Below are 17,173 nucleotides of genomic sequence, written 5' to 3' on the forward strand. Positions count from 1 at the left end.
GGGGCGTTGGCCAAAAAACCGTATTCCTCGCTGTGTCTCCAGAGTGTCAGGAGCCGGGCAAGCTCCTCATACGAGAGCAAAGGGTACCCGGCCTCCAGCCGCCCCTTTTGCAAGGCCAGCGCTTTGTTCCAGACCAACCGCGCACATCCCCGGTAACGGGTGAAGCACTGGGATTGTTCCGTTGTCGGTTCCAAACGGAATCGAAATGACTTGAGAATTTTCATGTTTTTAGGATATACTTGGTCTATGACAAAGTCAAACGAGATCCGTACAGGTCGACATTGCGTATATAATCTTCATGTCCATTTGGTCTTTGTGACTAAATATCGGCGCGGAGTGTTCACCAAAGAGATTTTGGAAGACCTGCGCGAGATTATGGCCTCCGTTTGTAAAGATTTCGAAGCTGAATTGTTGGAATTTGACGGTGAGGATGACCTCGTGCACCTTTTGGTGACCTATCCACCCAAAGTGGCCATTTCCACGCTGGTGAACAGTCTGAAAGGCGTGTCCAGCCGCCTGATTCGAAAGAAAAACTATACGCAAATTCGCCGAAAGCTATGGGGTGGACATCTCTGGTCCCCAAGTTATTTCGCCGGGAGCTGTGGCGGCGCTCCTCTGTCCGTTATCCGACAGTATATCGAGAGTCAGAGAACACCTGAATGACGCGCCTTATCTTCTTCCTGAAGGAAGAGGATAAGGCGCGTTTTTTTCAGATCAATCACGACCCGTGTGAGAAGCTGGCCTTCCTGGCCGGGGTGCCAGACACCCCGTTTTTTATTGCCCAAAAATGTACTTGTCGCATTGGAATATAAGACATATAATAGGGCCCAAGGATTTTTACATTTTTCCGATTGGAGGGCTTTGAAATGATCTCGGTCATCGTCCTCGGCCTGCTCTGCGGGGTGCTGCTCGGATTTGTGCTCCAGCGGGGCCGATTTTGCTGGGTCAGCGCCTACAGGGACGTGTACGTCCTCGGGGACACCCGGCTGTTTGTCGCCACCATGGTGGCCATTGCCGTGCAAAGCATTGGCGTATACGCGTTGGCCGCTCTGGGAGCCATCCGGATTGACCCGGTTCCTTTCACGTGGGTGGGGGCCATCGTGGGCGGTTTCATCTTCGGCATCGGTATCGTGATGGCCGGGGGCTGCGCCACGGGTACGTGGTACCGGGTGGGAGAGGGACTGATCGGCAGCTGGATCGCCCTGTTTGGCTACATGCTCGGTGCGGCGGTGATGAAATACGGCGCCCTGAAGCCGGTGTATGGCCGCCTCACGGCGGCGAAAGGGCCGGATTCTTTCGTTTATCAAAGTCTTGGCGTCTCCCCATGGGTGCTCATCGCCGCTTTCGCCCTGGTGACGGCCTGGGCGGTGCGATGGCATTTGCGCCGGGAAGGCGGGCCCATTCCGGGGCTACCGGCAAAAAGGCGCGGTCTCAATCATCTATTGTTCGAGCGGCGTTGGCACCCCTTCGTCACGGGCATCCTGGTGGGGCTGATCGCCATTCTTGCCTGGCCCCTCAGTGAAGCCACCGGGCGGATCTACGGCCTTGGCATCACCACGCCGTCGGCGAATCTCCTGCGCTATTTGGTCACTGGCGATCTAAAGTCCTTAGATTGGGGCGTATTCTTGGTCCTCGGGATCGCCTTGGGCTCGTTTCTCGCGGCAAAAGGCAGCGGGGAGTTTCGCTGGCGGGTCCCCCCGGCGAAAACGGCCATCATCAACCTCGTCGGCGGTCTCCTCATGGGGTTTGGGGCAGGGCTGGCCGGGGGATGCAGTATCGGGAATGGCCTGGTGAACACCTCTCTCTGGTCTTGGGAAGGATGGGTGGCCACGCCGGCCATGATTCTCGGCACCTGGTTCGCTGCGTATTTTGCCGTGGTGCGTCCCATGCGGGCGGCGGGCGCCCCGAGCCGGGGTGCGGCCCTTCGTCAGGGCGCGTGATCGGGCCCGGAACGACATAGGGAGGTGAGGAAAATGACCCATCATTTGCAAGTTCTCGGCTATGTTTGTCCCTTTCCGGTGGTGGAGGCCGAAAAGGCCATGGCAAACCTGGCTCCCGGCGATGAACTGGTGATCGACTTCGACTGCACCCAGGCCACCGAAAGTCTCCCCCGTTGGGCCATGCAGCACGGCCATCGGGTGACGGCGTTCGAGCAAACCGGAGACGCCCAGTGGCGCATCCGAATCCAAAAGGCGAGCTGAGGGTTGTGTTGATACTCTTTCCCGCCCTCCCGGCCCGGCCTCGTCGCCCCCGGGAGGGCAAATTTTTTTCGCGCGGAAATGAGCCCGTTGGCCGCGGGGCGGTGTGCCCTCGGCTGCGCGCCGCTGCACCCTTGGCCGGCCAAGATCGAAGAACGGCCTTACCCCACGAGGTTCCGGTTGCCCTTTTTTCCTGCCAAAGGATAGAATAAAGGGGGAAATGGAGGGAGAGCCGTGAACGTGGCCATCGCCGCCGACCACGGCGGTTTCGCGCTGAAAGAGCATTTGAAAACCGTACTGGAAGACTTGGGGATCCCCTACACGGATTTCGGCTGCCACAGCGAGGCGTCGGTGGACTACCCGGATTTTGCCGTGCCCGTGGCGGAGGCCGTGGCGAGAGGGGAGTACACCCGGGGGGTGTTGATCTGCGGCACGGGCCTTGGCATGGCCATCACCGCCAACAAAATCCCCGGAATCCGGGCGGTGACGGTACACGATACCTTTTCTGCCAAGGCCACTCGCCTTCACAACGACAGCAATGTGCTGACTATGGGCGGGCGCGTGATCGGGCCCGGGTTGGCCGGGGAGGTCCTGCGGGTGTGGCTGGAGACGCCTTTTGAGGGCGGCCGTCATCAACGGCGGTTGGACAAGATCGCCGCTGTCGAGGAGCACCGGCCTGAGCTCCGGGCGGAGGCGGGGGATCCGGCGTGTCCGAACTGTTAAAGGAGCCCGTGCCCGAGGATTTGATTCGTAAAGTGTATGACCAGACCCTGGCCGCCGTGGAGGAGTTGGCCCAGGTGTCGGGGCTCAACGACGGGACGCTCCTGGTGGTCGGGGCGAGCAGCAGTGAGATCGCCGGGCGGCGCATCGGGACGGCTGGGTCCCTGGAGATCGGTCGGGCGGTGGCCCGGGCCCTGCGGGAGATTCGCCAGCGTTTCGGGGTGTCCATCGCCGTCCAGGGGTGCGAGCACATCAACCGCGCCCTGGTGGTGGAACGGGAAACGGCGGAGCGCTTCGGGCTGGAGGAGGTGCGGGTGGTCCCGGTCCCCGAGGCGGGGGGAGCCGTGGCTTCGGCAGCCTTTCGCCTCTGGAAAGATCCGGTGTGCGTTGAGGCGGTGCGGGCCCACGCCGGCATTGACATCGGGGACACGCTGATCGGCATGCACCTGCGCCCGGTGGCGGTCCCGGTTCGCCTCAAAACGGACCGGGTGGGGGCGGCCAGGGTGGTGGCGGCCAAAACCCGTCCAAAGTATGTGGGAGGTCCCCGAGCCAGGTACAGCCTGGACGAAGGGTGAGCCAGGAAGGAGAGACGCGTTTGTGAGCCATTTGCGACTGATCGACCCGGAAGTGGCCGAGGCGATCGAAAAAGAGTTGAGCCGCCAGCGAAACAAGATCGAACTCATCGCCTCGGAGAATTTTGTCAGCCGAGCCGTGCTGGAAGCGATGGGCACGGTACTTACCAATAAATACGCCGAGGGGTACCCGGGCAAACGCTATTACGGCGGATGCGAGTACGTGGACATCGTGGAGAACCTCGCCCGGGAACGGGCGAAAGAATTGTTCGGGGCGGAACATGCCAACGTCCAGCCCCATTCCGGCGCCCAGGCCAACACGGCCGTGTATTTTGCCCTTCTTCAGCCGGGCGATACGGTGCTCGGCATGAACCTCTCCCACGGCGGACATCTGACCCACGGCAGTCCGGTGAACATCTCCGGCAAACTGTATCATTTTGTCCCTTACGGCGTGGACGAGCACACCCAGCGGATCGATTACGAACACGTCGCCCGCCTGGCCCGGGAGCACCGGCCGAAGATGATCGTCGCCGGGGCCAGCGCCTATCCGCGGATCATCGATTTTCCGAAACTCCGGGAGATCGCCGACGAGGTCGGGGCGTATCTGATGGTGGATATGGCTCATATTGCGGGACTCGTGGCCACAGGGCACCATCCCAATCCCGTCCCTTACGCCGACGTGGTGACCAGCACCACCCATAAGACGCTTCGGGGGCCCCGGGGGGGACTCATCCTGTGCAAGGAGCGCTTCGCCAAAGACATCGATAAAGCCATTTTCCCCGGTATCCAGGGCGGGCCCCTTATGCACATCATCGCCGCCAAGGCGGTGGCTTTCGGAGAGGCGCTCCGGCCGGAGTTCCGGGATTACAGCCAGGCGGTCGTGGACAACGCCCAGGCTTTGGCAAAGGCGCTGATCAATCGCGGGTTTAACCTGGTGTCCGGCGGGACCGACAATCATATGATGCTGGTGGATGTCCGGAATTTGCGCCTTACGGGCCGGGAGGCGGAACGGCTGCTGGACGAGGTCGGGGTGACGGTGAACAAAAACACCATCCCCTTTGATCCGGAAAGCCCGTTTGTGACCAGCGGAATTCGGATCGGGACCCCGGCGGTGACCACCCGGGGCATGGGGACGGCCGCGATGGAGACGATCGCGGAAATCATCGATCTGACCCTGCGCCACCAGGATGAACAGCCGGCCATCAACCGGGCGATGTCCTTGGTTCGGGGGCTTTGCGAAGAGTTTCCGCTCTACCAAAGCGTGGAAGCGCACTGAGCGAGGGGACGGCCGTGGGGCGAGTTCACGTTTTGGACCATCCATTGATTCAACATAAGTTGACGCTGATTCGCGATAAAAACACCGGGACGAAGGAGTTTCGGGAGCTCCTGGAGGAAGTGGCCATGCTCATGGCCTACGAAATCACCCGGGATCTACCCTTGGAGGAGACGGTGGTGGAAACCCCTCTGGGCCCGGCCAGGGCCCAGGTCCTCTCCGGGCGGAAACTGGGAGTGGTGCCCATACTGCGGGCGGGGCTGGGCATGGTGGAAGGCGTTCTGAAACTGATCCCCGCCGCCAAGGTCGGCCATATCGGCCTTTACCGCGACCCGGACACTCTTCAACCCGTGGAATATTATTGCAAATTGCCCACCGACGTCACGGAGCGGGAGCTCATCGTCATCGATCCGATGCTCGCCACCGGCGGCTCGGCCTCGGCCGCGATCCGGTTCATCAAGGAGAGGGGCGCCCGGCACATCAAGTTGATGTGTCTCATCGCCGCCCCCGAGGGCGTTCAGCGGGTCCAGTCGGATCATCCCGAAGTGGATCTGTACACCGCGGCAGTGGACGAACGTTTGAACGATCACGGATACATCGTGCCGGGCCTTGGTGACGCCGGCGATCGGCTGTATGGCACAAAATGACCCGGCGTTTTAGAGGGCCATAAACCTCGGCCAAGGGGCTGGGCGGACGCCGGCCAAGTGGACGGGTGGGGCTTCGGCTCGGGAAGGGAGAGGGAGAGATCATGGTGGACGTAGTGATTACTTCAGCAGTGCGCACCGCCGTCGGAACTTTTCAAGGGGCACTGTCCCGGGTGCCGGCGCCGGAACTGGGTGCGGCGGTACTCAAAGAGGCGGCGGCCCGGGGCGGGGTGGACCCCGAAAGGCTCGACGAAGTCATTATGGGCAACGTCCTTCAGGCCGGCCTGGGGCAAAACCCCGCCCGCCAAGCGGCGATGAAGGCGGCCATTCCCCAAGAAGTCCCATCCATGACTATCAACAAGGTCTGCGGCTCCGGACTCAAAGCGGTGATGCTCGCCGCCCAGGCGATCAGGGCCGGGGATGCCGAGATGCTTTTGGCCGGCGGCATGGAGAATATGAGCCGGGCGCCCTATCTCACCGAGGGGGCGCGAAGCGGCCTGCGCATGGGCCACGCCGAACTGGTGGATTCGATGATCAAAGACGGGCTCTGGTGCGCTTTCACCGACGTGCACATGGGGATCACGGCGGAGAATGTGGCGGAGCGCTACGGGCTCACCCGGGAGGAGCAAGACGCCTTTGCTCTGCGCAGCCAGCAGCGGGCGGCGGCTGCCATTGCCGAGGGCCGCTTCAAGGACGAGATCGTCCCAGTGGAGATCCGGGGGCGGAAAGGGGAGGTCTCCGTTTTTGACACGGACGAACACCCCCGGCCGTCGACCACGGCGGAAGCCCTGGCGAAGCTCCGCCCGGCCTTCAAAAAGGACGGCACCGTCACGGCGGGCAACGCCTCGGGGCTCAACGACGGCGCGGCAGCCCTGGCGGTGATGAGCGCGGCCCGGGCAACGGAATCGGGCGCGAAACCCCTGGTCCGGGTCGTCTCCTATGCCTCGGCGGGCCTCGACCCTGCGGTGATGGGGCTGGGGCCGATTTATGCGACACGCAAAGCCCTGGACCGGGCAGGGCTCACCATGGCGGACATCGGACTGGTGGAGGCCAATGAAGCCTTTGCTGCTCAGTCCCTGGCCGTGGCCCGGGAGCTCAACATTCCGGATGAGATTCTCAATGTCAACGGCGGAGCCATCGCCCTGGGCCACCCCATCGGCGCCAGTGGAGCCCGGATCCTGGTCACCCTCATCCACGAAATGAAGCGCCGGGGCGTACGTTATGGTTTGGCCACGCTGTGCATCGGAGGAGGCCAAGGGGCGGCGATGATCGTGGAAAACGTCCGGTGACCGGAGTACTCCGACCAAGCCGATCTCCAGGCATTTCCGGAAATCTGAACAAATCGTGAGGATTTTCGGCCAAAGCCGCGGCACGTCCCGTTTCCGTACAGGTTTCGTTGACAACCGTACAGCGTTTTGTGTACTATGGGGCTGGGAATAGGGCGTTTCACGGTGGGATACACCTGTTGCGCAGCGTGAAACCACCAGCGGCCCTAGATCGCGTGAATTCGGCAGGGCCTGGGAGCCGGAACCGCCCGAATGGGCGGTTTTTTTCGGGCTGTATGCCACGGGCGGCGAACGCCTGCGGACTCACCCGCGGCCCGGGGCCCTCCTCGGAGGGATGGAGATGGCGCGGGGCCAAGGGGAATCCGGGGGTGACGACCCGAGGCCCGAAGGGGGGCGGGGGTCAGAGGAACGCCGGCCCTGGCGGGCTTTCGCCCTCGTTTCGGGGATTGGCGTGGAGCTCGCGGCCGCCGTTCTGGCCGGGGTATATCTCGGACGCTGGTTGGACCGTCTTTGGGGAACGTCGCCGTGGATGTTGCTCGTCGGGGTGCTCCTGGGGCTGGCCGCGGGGATCCTCGGTGTCGTGCATTTGGTGCAGACGGTGATGGGGGGCACCTCGCGGGATGGCCGGTGAGATGGGGGAATTCGAAACTCGGGTGCGGCGCGCCGTACGGAACACCCTGTACGCCACGGCGGCTTTTGTACTGCTCTGGGGCGCGGCGCCCGCGGCTTGGCGTCCGCTGGCCGCAGGACTTGCCGTAGGATCTTTCGTCGGCGTGTATTACCTGATCAGCGCCGCCCGACAAGCCCGGCAAGCCGGTGCGGTGGCGGTGGAGCACGCCAGGGTGCGCCCGGGATTCGCGGCGGTCTCCCGGATCGCCGCCGTCCTCTTGATGGTCCTTTTGCTCAGCCGGCACCCGGAGTGGGCCAATCCTTTGGCCGCTTTGGCGGCGGTCTGGATCGGTCCGGCCCTCGCCCTCGGGGACCACGTGCGTGCTCTGAGGCGCGACAAATCCTAATCTCAGGCTGGTTCGGCCCGAAAGGGGGGAAACGAAGCGGTGGAAGGTGCGCATCCGATTCTTGTGCTGTGGGGAATGAAGTTCAATCTCGCCACCATCGGGATGTCGCTCTTGATGATGATCATTGTGGCGGTGCTCGCCAGGATGGGGACAAGCCGGATGAGCATGCGCAGCCCGACGGGAATGCAGAATGTCCTGGAATGGTTGTACGGATTTGTCCGGGGCCTGGCCACAGACATGATGAGCGAAAAGCAGGCCGACAAGTTCGTTCCTCTGGCGCTGACGCTCATTATCTACATTTTTATCTCCAACATGAGCGATATGCCGTTCAACATCACAACTGCACATCCCAACGGCATCCCCGGACTCGGGGTTGAACCCGGGCAGTCTGTCAATTGGTGGGTGGCGCCGACGGCGAACATGAGCGTGACCATGGCCATGTCCCTGATGGTCATTTTGCTCAGCCACTATCTGGGACTACGGCGTCCGGGCGCCTATTTCAAACATTATTTTGAACCGTTCTTCATCTTCCTTCCCATCAATATCTTGGAGGAAGTCGCGAAATTTCTGACGCTTGGTTTGCGGTTATACGGCAATATTTTCGCGGGGGAAGTGTTGATCTCCGTTTTGCTCGGAATCCCCATGGCCTTCGGTTGGTTGCCCATCGGAAACGTCCCGACGTTGATCATCTGGATCGCGTACAGTATCTTCGTCGGTACGATCCAATCCTTCGTTTTCACGGTGTTGACTCTGGTGTACATTTCACAAAAATTGCCTCACGAAGCTCATTGACCGGAGAGACGGTCGGTTCGTGGGGGGAGATTTCGAAGGGAGTGTCCACTGAATGAATTTGTTCGGTATCGCTGCAGCGATTGCGTTCGGGTTGGCGGCCGTGGGTGCCGGTATCGGCAACGGCCTCGTCATCAGCCGTACCATCGAAGGAATCGCCCGGCAGCCGGAAGCCCGGGGCATGCTGCAAACCCAGATGTTTATCGGCATCGGCTTGGTTGAGGCGTTGCCGGTCATCTCGCTGGTGATGGGCTTCCTGCTGTTCGGGCGCAGCTGAGGAGCGGGCCGTCGGGCGGGGCAACGGGCCCTGCCTTCCTTTTGTCCGGTCGAAGGGAGTGAACCAAGCAGATGGAGTTTGAGCTCGGTACGGCCCTCGTTCAACTCATCGCCTTTTTGATCTTGTTGTGGTTCCTTTCCAAGTTTGCGTGGAAACCACTGGTCAAGATGTTGAACGATCGTCGGGAATATATCGAGAATCAACTGTCCTCCGCCGAACGCGAGCGGGAAGAGGCGGAGCGGGTTCTGGAGGAGCACCGGGCGCTGGTGGAAAAGGCCCGGCAGGACGCGCACGAGTGGATGGAGAACGCCCGGCGCACCAGTGAGCGCCAGGCGGCGGAGATCCTCGCTGCGGCCGAGACCGAGGCCAGGCGCATCAAGGAAGAAGCCTTGGCCGAGATCCAGAGCGAGAAGGAAAAAGCGCTGGCGGAACTCCGGGATCAGGTCGGCGAGCTGTCGGTGATGCTGGCCGGGCGCATCCTGGCCAAGGAACTGGATGCGAAGAGCCACCGGGAACTGGTGGACCGGGCCCTGGCGGAGATGGGGGATCGGGTATGAGGGACGGCACCGTCGCAAAACGCTATGCCATCGCCCTTTTTGAGGCCGCCCGGGACAAATCGGACGTGCAGACCATCGAGAAGGAATTGGGCTCGGTGCTCGAGGTGTGGAAGACGGAGCCGAAACTGGTGGAGTTCCTCCATCATCCCAGCGTGTCCAGAGATGTGAAAAAACGCACCATAGCCCGGGTGTTCGGGGATCGGGTCTCCGGGCTCATGTTGAATTTTCTCTACGTCTTGCTCGATCATCGGCGACAGGATGACTTGCCGCAGATAGTGGGAGAGTACCGCGGGCGGGTGGACGAGGCCCTGGGGCGAATCCATGCGGAGGTCGAGACTGCCCTCCCGGTTTCCGAGGAGGAGGCGCAGAAACTCAGGAGCCGATTGGCGCAAAAGACCGGCAAAGACGTCTCGATGCGGCTGGAGGTCAACCCGGCCCTCATTGGCGGAGCGCGGCTTAGGGTCGGCGATCGGGTGTGGGACGCGAGTATTCTGGGACGTCTTGAGCGGTTCCGTGGACAGCTCAAGCAGATCCAAGCCCGGTGAATAGGGGGGATTGCGCGGATGAGCATTCGTCCGGAAGAGATCAGCGCGCTCATCAAGCAACAGATTGAAAACTACGATGCCGAACTCGAAGTGTACGACGTCGGCACCGTGATCTACGTCGGCGACGGGATCGCCCGGATTCACGGACTGGCCAACGCCATGGCCGGAGAGCTCCTGGAGTTTCCAAACGGCCAGATGGGCATGGCTCTCAACCTCGAAGAGGACAATGTCGGTTGTATCGTCCTCGGAACGGTGGAGGGGATTAAAGAGGGGGACCAGGTAAAACGCACCGGCCGCATTGTTGAGGTGCCCGTCGGGGAGGCCCTGATCGGCCGGGTCGTCAACCCCCTGGGACAGCCCCTGGACGGCCGGGGTCCGGTCGAAACCAAGGAGTTTCGGCCCGTGGAATCCCCGGCACCGGGGGTTATCGACCGCAAATCGGTGCACGAGCCTCTCCAGACGGGGATCAAAGCCATTGACGCCATGGTGCCCATCGGGCGGGGCCAGCGGGAGCTGATCATCGGCGACCGCCAGACCGGGAAAACGGCCATCGCCATTGACACGATCATCAATCAAAAAGGGCAGAATGTCGTCTGCATCTACGTGGCCATCGGCCAGAAGCAGTCCACCGTCGCCCAGGTCGTGGAGACCCTGCGCAAGCACGGGGCCATGGAGTACACCATCGTGGTCGTCGCTTCGGCCTCTGATCCGGCGCCGCTGCTGTATTTGGCGCCCTATGCCGGCTGCGCCATGGGTGAATACTTCATGTACAACGGCGGCCACGCCCTTTGCGTGTACGACGACCTATCGAAGCAGGCCGCGGCCTACCGGGAATTGTCTCTGCTCCTGCGCCGGCCGCCGGGCCGTGAAGCGTATCCCGGTGACGTCTTCTATCTGCATTCCCGGCTTCTGGAGCGGGCGGCGAAACTGAGCGACGAGCGGGGCGGCGGTTCTTTGACGGCGCTGCCGTTCATTGAAACCCAGGCTGGCGACGTGTCGGCTTACATCCCGACGAACGTCATCTCCATCACCGACGGTCAAATCTTCCTGGAGTCCGACCTGTTCTACGCAGGGCAAAGGCCGGCGGTCAACTCCGGTATTTCGGTCTCCCGGGTAGGCGGCAGCGCCCAGATCAAGGCCATGAAAAAAGTGGCCGGGACCCTGCGCTTGGATTTGGCGGAATATCGGGACCTGCAGGCCTTTACCCAGTTCGGTTCGGATTTGGACAAGGCCACTCTGGCCCGGCTGACCCGGGGCGAGCGGACCATGGAGATTCTGAAACAGCCGCAGTACCAGCCCATGCCTGTTGAACGCCAGGTGGTGAGCCTGTGGACGGCGGTCAACGGATACCTGGACGACATTCCGGTGACGGCGGTGCGGCGGTTTGAGACGGAGTTTCTGAGCTTTGTCGACTCCACCTACCCGCAGATTTACAAATCGATCCTTGAGAGCCGGGATCTGACTGAGGAAACGGTCAACCTGCTCAAAGAGGCGGTTACCAAATTCAAAGAGTCCTTCGCGGCTTAGGCGGGTGACGGAAGATGGCGCAGAATGCGCGGGATATCCGCAGGCGGATTCGCAGCGTGAAAAGCACGGAACAAATCACCAAGGCGATGGAGATGGTGGCGGCGGCCAAACTCCGCCGGGCCCAGGAACGGGTACACCTCGCCCGCCCCTACGCCCGCAAAATGGAGGAGGTCATCGGCAGCATCGCCAAAGCGGGGGATGTGCGCCACCCCATGATGGTTAAGCGCCCGGTGCGCAAATCCGGGTACGTGGTCATCACCGCAGACCGGGGGTTGGCCGGCGCGTACAACGCCAACATCATCCGCGTCACCCTGGAAGCCATCCGGGGGAAAGCCAAGAACGAGTATACGATCATCGCCGTTGGCCGCCGGGGCCGGGACTTTTTCAAGAAACGGGATTTTCCCGTGGCCGAAGAGATCACCGGCCTCTCCGATTACCCCACTTATGCGGACATCAAAAGGGTGGCCGGGGCGGCGGTCAAGATGTACGAGGAAGAGGTCTACGACGAACTGTTCCTGGTGTACAACCAGTTTATCAATCCGGTGCAGCAGACCCCCGTGGTCAAAAAAATCCTTCCTCTCGAGGACGTCGGCGGGGAGGCCGAAGGGCACCGGCTCCATTATGAATACGAGCCTTCCGCGGAGGCGGTGCTGGAAACCTTACTGCCCAAGTACGCGGAAACACTGATCTTCAGCGCACTGCTCGATGCGAAAGCCAGCGAACACGGGGCGCGGATGACCGCCATGGGCAACGCGTCGGACAACGCCGCCGAAATGATCGACACGCTGACCCTGGCCCTGAACCGGGCGCGGCAAGCGGCGATCACCCTGCAGATCTCCGAGATCGTCGGCGGCGCCGAAGCTCTGAAGTAGGCGGATGTGCCCGGGATGACCGGATTGGAGGGAAAAATGCACATGAACGTTGGACATGTGGTCCAGGTGATGGGACCGGTTGTCGACGTGGCGTTCCCGGAGGGGCAACTGCCGGAGTTGAACAACGCCCTCACCATTCGTTATGAAGCGAAGAATCCCGGCGAGCGGGACATCGATTTGACCTGTGAAGTGGCCGTTCACCTCGGGGATAATGTGGTGCGGACGGTCGCCATGTCCTCCACCGACGGATTGGTTCGGGGAATGGAGGTCGTGGATACCGGTCGGCCCATCGCGGTGCCGGTTGGGGAGGCGACCCTGGGGCGGATTTTCAACGTCCTGGGCCAGCCCATTGACGAGCAGGGGCCCGTCGCGACGGAATTGACCCATCCGATTCACCGGCCGGCCCCGAGTTTCGAGGAACAATCCACCAAGGTGGAGATCTTCGAGACGGGCATCAAAGTGGTGGATTTGCTCGCTCCGTACATCAAGGGCGGGAAGGTCGGCCTGTTCGGGGGCGCCGGGGTCGGCAAGACGGTGCTCATTCAGGAGCTGATCCACAACATCGCGAAACAGCACGGCGGCTTTTCGGTGTTTGCGGGGGTCGGCGAGCGCACCCGGGAAGGAAACGACCTGTATCACGAGATGCGGGAGTCCGGGGTTATCGACAAGACCGTCATGGTGTTCGGCCAGATGAACGAACCCCCCGGCGCCCGCATGCGGGTGGGCCTTACAGGCCTGACCTTTGCGGAGTATTTCCGGGACGTTGAGGGCCGGGACGTGCTGCTGTTTATCGACAACATTTTCCGATTCGTGCAGGCCGGATCCGAGGTGTCGGCCCTGCTTGGGCGGATGCCCAGCGCCGTGGGATACCAGCCCACCCTGGCCACGGAGATGGGGCAATTGCAGGAGCGCATCACCTCGACGAAAAAAGGATCGATCACCTCGATCCAGGCGATCTACGTGCCGGCGGACGACTACACTGACCCGGCGCCGGCGACGACCTTCGCCCACCTCGATGCCACCACGAACCTGGAGCGGAAGATCTCCGAGCTCGGCATCTACCCGGCGGTGGATCCCTTGGCTTCGACCTCCCGGGCCCTGTCCCCGGATGTGGTGGGCCAGGAGCACTACGATGTGGCCCGGGGCGTGCAACAGGTGTTGCAGCGCTATCGGGAACTGCAAGATATTATCGCCATCCTCGGTATGGACGAGTTGACGGACGAGGATAAGCTCACCGTGGCCCGGGCCCGGAAGATCCAAAACTTCCTGTCCCAGCCCTTCCACGTGGCCGAACAGTTCACCGGCACCCCCGGGGTGTATGTTCCGGTGAAGGAGACGGTGCGCAGCTTCAAGGAGATTCTCGAAGGTCGCCACGACGAGATCCCGGAAAGCCTCTTCCGCTACGCGGGCACCATCGACGATGTGGTGGAGCGGTTCAAAAAGGAGCGGGGCTGATCGATGAGCACCACGATTCTGGACATCGTGACGCCGGAGCGGACCGTGTACAGCCGGCCCGTGGAGATGGTGATCCTCCGGGGAGCCGAGGGCGATCTGGGCATTCTCCCCGGACACATGCCGCTTGTCACCACCCTGCCCATCGGCCTCGTGCGGATCAAGGAAGAGGGGCGGTGGTCGCTGGTGGCGCTCAGCGGCGGGTTTCTCGAAGTTCGGCCGGACCGGGTGACGGTGCTGGCCGAGGCGGCGGAGCTGCCCGAGGAGATCGACGTGGTCCGGGCCGAGCGCGCCCGAGAGCGGGCCGAGCGGCGTTTGGCGGAGAAAGGGCGCCCCGACATCGACTACGTCCGTGCGGAATTGGCTCTCAAACGGGCGTTGAATCGGCTGCGGGCTGCGGAGGAAGCGAAAGTTTCCCTGCGCTGAGCCAGGCCAACCGCCGGCTGTAAGAGAATACCGCGCACGGGAAGGCCCGGAGGGGGTCTTCCCGCTCTTTTTGCCCCCCTATCAGGGGTCTGCTATAATGAATGACGGACGGCGGCGGCCCGTCGACCGGAGGTGAGGCCGGGGCCCGGAGGTAGCCGCCGAGCCGAAGGCGGGAGGGTTGCCCGTGACGGCGTACTGGAATTCGTATCTGTTTGTCGTGATTTTCATCGTTCTCGCCATCGCCCTTCCGGTGGGGGCCTTGACGCTGGGCAAGTGGCTTCGGCCCACTCATCCGTTCCGGGAGAAGCTGGAGCCCTATGAGAGCGGCGTGGAGCCGGTGGGGGACGCGCGGGTGCAATATCACGCGCGTTATTACCTCTTTGCCCTTTTATTTGTGGTATTCGATGTCGAAATCCTTTTCTTGTACCCTTGGGCGGTGGCGTTTCACGAACTCGGTTTATTCGGGTTGGTGGAGGCGCTGATTTTTATGGCCATGTTGGTCATCGGCCTGGTGTACGCCTGGCGAAAGAAGGTGCTGGAATGGAAATGAATCCGGTACCGGGCTCGCGGCCGGCGGGCCGGGTGGAATTCGAAGGTTTCAGTGACGAGGAATCCGCCGAACTCACCCGTGCGGGGGTGCTGGTCAGCACCATCGAACAGTTGAAAGCCTGGGCCCGGGCGAACTCCCTGTGGCCCCTTACCTTTGGGTTGGCCTGCTGCGCCATCGAGATGATGGGAACCGGGGCGTCCCATTATGATCTTGACCGATTCGGCATTATCTTTCGCGCCTCGCCTCGGCAGTCCGACGTCATGATCGTCGCCGGAACGGTGACCAAGAAGATGGGACCGCTTCTCCGCCGGCTTTACGACCAAATGCCGGATCCAAAATGGGTCGTGGCCATGGGCAGCTGCGCCACGGCGGGCGGGCCCTACGTACGTTCCTACGCCGTGATGAAGGGCGTCGACCAAGTGGTTCCCGTGGATGTGTACATCCCGGGTTGCCCCCCCTCGCCGCCTGCTCTGATCTACGGGTTGAACAAACTGCAGGAGAAGATTCGCATGGAGGCGAGGAGAAAGGTGGGGCGGGCATGACCGAGGACAGACGGGAGGAGCAGGATTCGGGTCGGAAAGAATCGCAGCCGAAGGATGCGAGCCCCGGGGAGCGGGGGCAGGCTGAAGGGACAGAGGCCGGGCCTCCGGATATCCAAGGGGAGGGCCGAGTACCTCCGAGCCGCGGGGGCGAGAAGAACGCCGCCTCCAGCGAGGCGGTGGCGGAGAGCGTCGATGCTCCCCGGACGGTGCCGCCCACGGGGGGACACCCCGGGGCGAAACCCGCGGGTGCAGACGGTGGCGCGGCCAAGCCGGAAGGGGCGAAACCCGCAGCGAAGGCGGCCGGCAAAAAACCGGCGGCTCCAAAGCCTCCGGACCCCCGAGAAGCTCCGGCGAAAGCCCTGTTGGAGGACGTGCTCGGGCGGATTCAGGAACGCTATCCCGATGCGGTTGAGGCAGGGGAAGTGAAAAAATTCACTCCTATGCTCCTCATCAAAAGGGAATCCTGGCGAGAGGTGGCGGCTTATCTCAAGGAGGGGGACGGACTTGGCTTTCGTTATTTGGAGGCCATCGCCGGCACGGATTACCCAAAGGAAGGCTACATAGAGGTGACAGCCTTTCTGACTCGGATTCCCGAAGCCACCATGGTGGGAATCAAAGTCCGTGCGCCCCGGGAAGCGCCGGTGGTTCCCTCTTTGGTCCCGGTATTCCCGGGAGCGAATTGGGATGAGCGGGAAATCTATGACCTGCTCGGCGTGACCTTTGCCGACCATCCAGATTTGCGGCGGATCATGATGCCCGACGATTGGCACGGTCATCCGCTGCGCAAGGATTATTCCCCGTTTGATTGAGGTGGGGTGAACAATGGCGGAAACGCGAACGGAAGAAATGCTGATGAATGTCGGCCCCCAGCACCCATCCACCCACGGGGTGCTTCGGGTGGTCGTAAAACTGGACGGCGAAACGATCGTCGATGCGGCTCCGGTGATCGGTTACCTGCACCGGGGGACGGAAAAATTGGCGGAGGATCTGCAATACACCCAGATCATTCCCTACACCGACCGCATGGATTATTTGGCGGCGATGCTCAATAATTACGCCCTGGTCCACGCCGTCGAGGAGGCCATGGACCTGGAGATTCCCGAGCGGGCGGAGTACCTCCGGGTCATCGTCATGGAGCTCAACCGCATCGCCTCGCACTTGCTCTTTATCGGCACGTATCTGCTCGACCTCGGGGCTATGAGTCCCTTTTTGTATGCATTTCAAGACCGGGAGCGGATCGTGCAGCTGTTCAACGAGATCAGCGGGGCGAGGTTAACTTACAATTATATGAGGATCGGCGGTGTGAAGTGGGATGCGCCCCCGGGCTGGATCGACAAGGTGCGGGAGTTTGTGCCCCACATGCGGGAAAGCTTGAAAATGCTCGACGACCTGATCACCGGCAACGAGATCTTTCTCAACCGCGTCCGGGGCATCGGCGCCTATGATGCGGACACGGCCATCGCCTACTCGTTGTCCGGAGTGAATTTGCGTTGTACCGGACTGAAATGGGATCTTCGAAAAAATCGGCCCTATTCTGTCTACGACCGTTTCGAGTTCGACATTCCCGTGGGCGAGAACGGCGATTGTTATGACCGGTACATCTTGCATCTGCGGGAGATGGAGCAATCCCTTCGCATTGTGGAGCAAGCCTGCGAGCAGATTCCCGACGGTCCGGTGATGGGCAAAGCACCGAAATTCGTTCGGCCTCCCGCCGGTGAGTACTACAGCGGCATCGAGGGGGCCCGGGGCGAGCTCGGGGTGTATTTTGTCAGCGATGGAAAGGATAAACCTTACCGGCTGAAATTCCGCCGGCCCTCTTTTGTGAATCTGCAGTTGCTGCCTTCGTTGCTCAAAGGGCAGAACATGGCCAATCTGATCGCGATACTGGGCGCGGTGGATATCGTCCTCGGGGAGGTGGATTGTTGAT

At 61.9% G+C, this 17,173-nt stretch carries 23 protein-coding genes; 22 read left to right on the top strand and 1 reads right to left on the bottom strand.

Translation table 11 applies throughout. The features are described 5' to 3' along the window. Positions 1 to 224: helix-turn-helix domain-containing protein (locus K6T64_RS10320; RefSeq protein WP_288010047.1), on the bottom strand; the 224-nt coding region annotated here is incomplete at its 3' end. A 22-nt stretch (positions 225 to 246) separates the two neighbouring features. Here K6T64_RS10320 and tnpA point away from each other — a divergent pair. The 22 genes from tnpA to K6T64_RS10430 all read left to right on the top strand — a co-directional run bounded on the left by tnpA (position 247) and on the right by K6T64_RS10430 (position 17,172). Continuing rightward, positions 247 to 663: an IS200/IS605 family transposase gene (tnpA, locus tag K6T64_RS10325; protein ID WP_288010048.1), complete on the top strand. Its 417-nt coding sequence runs from the start codon at positions 247 to 249 to the stop codon at positions 661 to 663. Positions 664 to 866: 203 nt separating this feature from the next. Continuing rightward, positions 867 to 1,940, top strand: a complete 1,074-nt coding sequence (locus K6T64_RS10330) for a YeeE/YedE family protein (RefSeq protein WP_100669594.1) — start codon at positions 867 to 869, stop codon at positions 1,938 to 1,940. 33 nt (positions 1,941 to 1,973) lie between these two features. Beyond that, positions 1,974 to 2,201 (top strand): sulfurtransferase TusA family protein, encoded by a 228-nt coding sequence (locus tag K6T64_RS10335; protein WP_013077134.1) that lies wholly within the window; start codon positions 1,974 to 1,976, stop codon positions 2,199 to 2,201. Between the two features lie 231 nt (positions 2,202 to 2,432). Then, a complete protein-coding gene (rpiB, locus tag K6T64_RS10340) occupies positions 2,433 to 2,921 on the top strand; it encodes a ribose 5-phosphate isomerase B (RefSeq protein WP_100668994.1) in 489 nt (162 codons plus the stop codon). Next, complete coding sequence (locus K6T64_RS10345) at positions 2,906 to 3,493, top strand: TIGR01440 family protein (RefSeq protein ID WP_100668993.1); 588 nt, start codon at positions 2,906 to 2,908, stop codon at positions 3,491 to 3,493. The genes rpiB and K6T64_RS10345 overlap by 16 nt, the downstream gene beginning before the upstream one ends. Positions 3,494 to 3,515: 22 nt before the next feature. Beyond that, positions 3,516 to 4,766 (top strand): serine hydroxymethyltransferase, encoded by a 1,251-nt coding sequence (locus K6T64_RS10350; protein WP_288010051.1) that lies wholly within the window; start codon positions 3,516 to 3,518, stop codon positions 4,764 to 4,766. Positions 4,767 to 4,780: 14 nt separating this feature from the next. Beyond that, positions 4,781 to 5,410 (top strand): uracil phosphoribosyltransferase, encoded by a 630-nt coding sequence (gene upp, locus K6T64_RS10355; RefSeq protein ID WP_100668991.1) that lies wholly within the window; start codon positions 4,781 to 4,783, stop codon positions 5,408 to 5,410. Between the two features lie 101 nt (positions 5,411 to 5,511). After that, positions 5,512 to 6,696 carry an acetyl-CoA C-acetyltransferase gene (locus tag K6T64_RS10360; protein WP_288010052.1) on the top strand — a complete coding sequence of 395 codons (1,185 nt, stop codon included), beginning with the start codon at positions 5,512 to 5,514 and terminating at the stop codon, positions 6,694 to 6,696. Between the two features lie 337 nt (positions 6,697 to 7,033). After that, the gene (locus K6T64_RS10365; RefSeq protein ID WP_013077128.1) at positions 7,034 to 7,324 is read left to right on the top strand and encodes an AtpZ/AtpI family protein; all 291 of its coding nucleotides are present in this window, start codon (positions 7,034 to 7,036) and stop codon (positions 7,322 to 7,324) included. A 1-nt stretch (position 7,325) separates the two neighbouring features. Continuing rightward, positions 7,326 to 7,709: a hypothetical protein gene (locus tag K6T64_RS10370; RefSeq protein WP_133121341.1), complete on the top strand. Its 384-nt coding sequence runs from the start codon at positions 7,326 to 7,328 to the stop codon at positions 7,707 to 7,709. 39 nt (positions 7,710 to 7,748) lie between these two features. Continuing rightward, entirely contained in the window at positions 7,749 to 8,501 is a 753-nt protein-coding gene (gene atpB, locus K6T64_RS10375; RefSeq protein ID WP_100668988.1) for a F0F1 ATP synthase subunit A, read from the top strand. A 52-nt stretch (positions 8,502 to 8,553) separates the two neighbouring features. Next, complete coding sequence (gene atpE / locus K6T64_RS10380) at positions 8,554 to 8,775, top strand: F0F1 ATP synthase subunit C (RefSeq protein WP_013077125.1); 222 nt, start codon at positions 8,554 to 8,556, stop codon at positions 8,773 to 8,775. Between the two features lie 71 nt (positions 8,776 to 8,846). Beyond that, entirely contained in the window at positions 8,847 to 9,332 is a 486-nt protein-coding gene (gene atpF / locus K6T64_RS10385; RefSeq protein WP_013077124.1) for a F0F1 ATP synthase subunit B, read from the top strand. Further along, on the top strand, positions 9,329 to 9,877 hold the full coding sequence (locus tag K6T64_RS10390) for a F0F1 ATP synthase subunit delta (RefSeq protein ID WP_100668987.1): 549 nt from the start codon (positions 9,329 to 9,331) through the stop codon (positions 9,875 to 9,877). Before atpF ends, K6T64_RS10390 begins: the two co-directional genes overlap by 4 nt. A gap of 18 nt (positions 9,878 to 9,895) precedes the next feature. Next, the gene (atpA, locus tag K6T64_RS10395) at positions 9,896 to 11,404 is read left to right on the top strand and encodes a F0F1 ATP synthase subunit alpha (RefSeq protein WP_100668986.1); all 1,509 of its coding nucleotides are present in this window, start codon (positions 9,896 to 9,898) and stop codon (positions 11,402 to 11,404) included. Positions 11,405 to 11,418: 14 nt separating this feature from the next. Further along, the gene (gene atpG / locus K6T64_RS10400) at positions 11,419 to 12,276 is read left to right on the top strand and encodes an ATP synthase F1 subunit gamma (RefSeq protein WP_100668985.1); all 858 of its coding nucleotides are present in this window, start codon (positions 11,419 to 11,421) and stop codon (positions 12,274 to 12,276) included. Between the two features lie 42 nt (positions 12,277 to 12,318). After that, positions 12,319 to 13,731, top strand: a complete 1,413-nt coding sequence (atpD, locus tag K6T64_RS10405) for a F0F1 ATP synthase subunit beta (RefSeq protein ID WP_041306494.1) — start codon at positions 12,319 to 12,321, stop codon at positions 13,729 to 13,731. 3 nt (positions 13,732 to 13,734) lie between these two features. Beyond that, positions 13,735 to 14,154: a F0F1 ATP synthase subunit epsilon gene (locus K6T64_RS10410; RefSeq protein WP_100668984.1), complete on the top strand. Its 420-nt coding sequence runs from the start codon at positions 13,735 to 13,737 to the stop codon at positions 14,152 to 14,154. Between the two features lie 184 nt (positions 14,155 to 14,338). Further along, complete coding sequence (locus tag K6T64_RS10415; protein ID WP_100668983.1) at positions 14,339 to 14,704, top strand: NADH-quinone oxidoreductase subunit A; 366 nt, start codon at positions 14,339 to 14,341, stop codon at positions 14,702 to 14,704. Continuing rightward, positions 14,701 to 15,246 (top strand): NuoB/complex I 20 kDa subunit family protein, encoded by a 546-nt coding sequence (locus tag K6T64_RS10420; protein WP_407928409.1) that lies wholly within the window; start codon positions 14,701 to 14,703, stop codon positions 15,244 to 15,246. Before K6T64_RS10415 ends, K6T64_RS10420 begins: the two co-directional genes overlap by 4 nt. Further along, on the top strand, positions 15,243 to 16,055 hold the full coding sequence (locus tag K6T64_RS10425) for an NADH-quinone oxidoreductase subunit C (RefSeq protein WP_170099964.1): 813 nt from the start codon (positions 15,243 to 15,245) through the stop codon (positions 16,053 to 16,055). The genes K6T64_RS10420 and K6T64_RS10425 overlap by 4 nt, the downstream gene beginning before the upstream one ends. A gap of 13 nt (positions 16,056 to 16,068) precedes the next feature. Continuing rightward, positions 16,069 to 17,172: an NADH-quinone oxidoreductase subunit D gene (locus K6T64_RS10430; protein ID WP_288010057.1), complete on the top strand. Its 1,104-nt coding sequence runs from the start codon at positions 16,069 to 16,071 to the stop codon at positions 17,170 to 17,172. Position 17,173 lies beyond the last annotated feature (1 nt).

Source organism: Kyrpidia sp. (genome assembly GCF_023512215.1).
In the GTDB taxonomy this organism is placed as follows: domain Bacteria; phylum Bacillota; class Bacilli; order Kyrpidiales; family Kyrpidiaceae; genus Kyrpidia; species Kyrpidia spormannii.

What these genes read in the sequence shown, in the direction of transcription:
- K6T64_RS10330 (WP_100669594.1), top strand. Translation starts at nt 867, where the DNA reads ATGATCTCGGTCATCGTCCTCGGCCTGCTCTGCGGGGTGCTGCTCGGA.
- K6T64_RS10365 (WP_013077128.1), top strand. Translation starts at nt 7,034, where the DNA reads ATGGCGCGGGGCCAAGGGGAATCCGGGGGTGACGACCCGAGGCCCGAA.
- K6T64_RS10425 (WP_170099964.1), top strand. Translation starts at nt 15,243, where the DNA reads ATGACCGAGGACAGACGGGAGGAGCAGGATTCGGGTCGGAAAGAATCG.
- atpA (WP_100668986.1), top strand. Translation starts at nt 9,896, where the DNA reads ATGAGCATTCGTCCGGAAGAGATCAGCGCGCTCATCAAGCAACAGATT.
- K6T64_RS10390 (WP_100668987.1), top strand. Translation starts at nt 9,329, where the DNA reads ATGAGGGACGGCACCGTCGCAAAACGCTATGCCATCGCCCTTTTTGAG.
- K6T64_RS10370 (WP_133121341.1), top strand. Translation starts at nt 7,326, where the DNA reads ATGGGGGAATTCGAAACTCGGGTGCGGCGCGCCGTACGGAACACCCTG.
- K6T64_RS10335 (WP_013077134.1), top strand. Translation starts at nt 1,974, where the DNA reads ATGACCCATCATTTGCAAGTTCTCGGCTATGTTTGTCCCTTTCCGGTG.
- atpE (WP_013077125.1), top strand. Translation starts at nt 8,554, where the DNA reads ATGAATTTGTTCGGTATCGCTGCAGCGATTGCGTTCGGGTTGGCGGCC.
- tnpA (WP_288010048.1), top strand. Translation starts at nt 247, where the DNA reads ATGACAAAGTCAAACGAGATCCGTACAGGTCGACATTGCGTATATAAT.
- K6T64_RS10360 (WP_288010052.1), top strand. Translation starts at nt 5,512, where the DNA reads ATGGTGGACGTAGTGATTACTTCAGCAGTGCGCACCGCCGTCGGAACT.
- K6T64_RS10420 (WP_407928409.1), top strand. Translation starts at nt 14,701, where the DNA reads ATGAATCCGGTACCGGGCTCGCGGCCGGCGGGCCGGGTGGAATTCGAA.
- K6T64_RS10410 (WP_100668984.1), top strand. Translation starts at nt 13,735, where the DNA reads ATGAGCACCACGATTCTGGACATCGTGACGCCGGAGCGGACCGTGTAC.
- atpD (WP_041306494.1), top strand. Translation starts at nt 12,319, where the DNA reads ATGAACGTTGGACATGTGGTCCAGGTGATGGGACCGGTTGTCGACGTG.
- atpG (WP_100668985.1), top strand. Translation starts at nt 11,419, where the DNA reads ATGGCGCAGAATGCGCGGGATATCCGCAGGCGGATTCGCAGCGTGAAA.
- K6T64_RS10430 (WP_288010057.1), top strand. Translation starts at nt 16,069, where the DNA reads ATGGCGGAAACGCGAACGGAAGAAATGCTGATGAATGTCGGCCCCCAG.
- atpF (WP_013077124.1), top strand. Translation starts at nt 8,847, where the DNA reads ATGGAGTTTGAGCTCGGTACGGCCCTCGTTCAACTCATCGCCTTTTTG.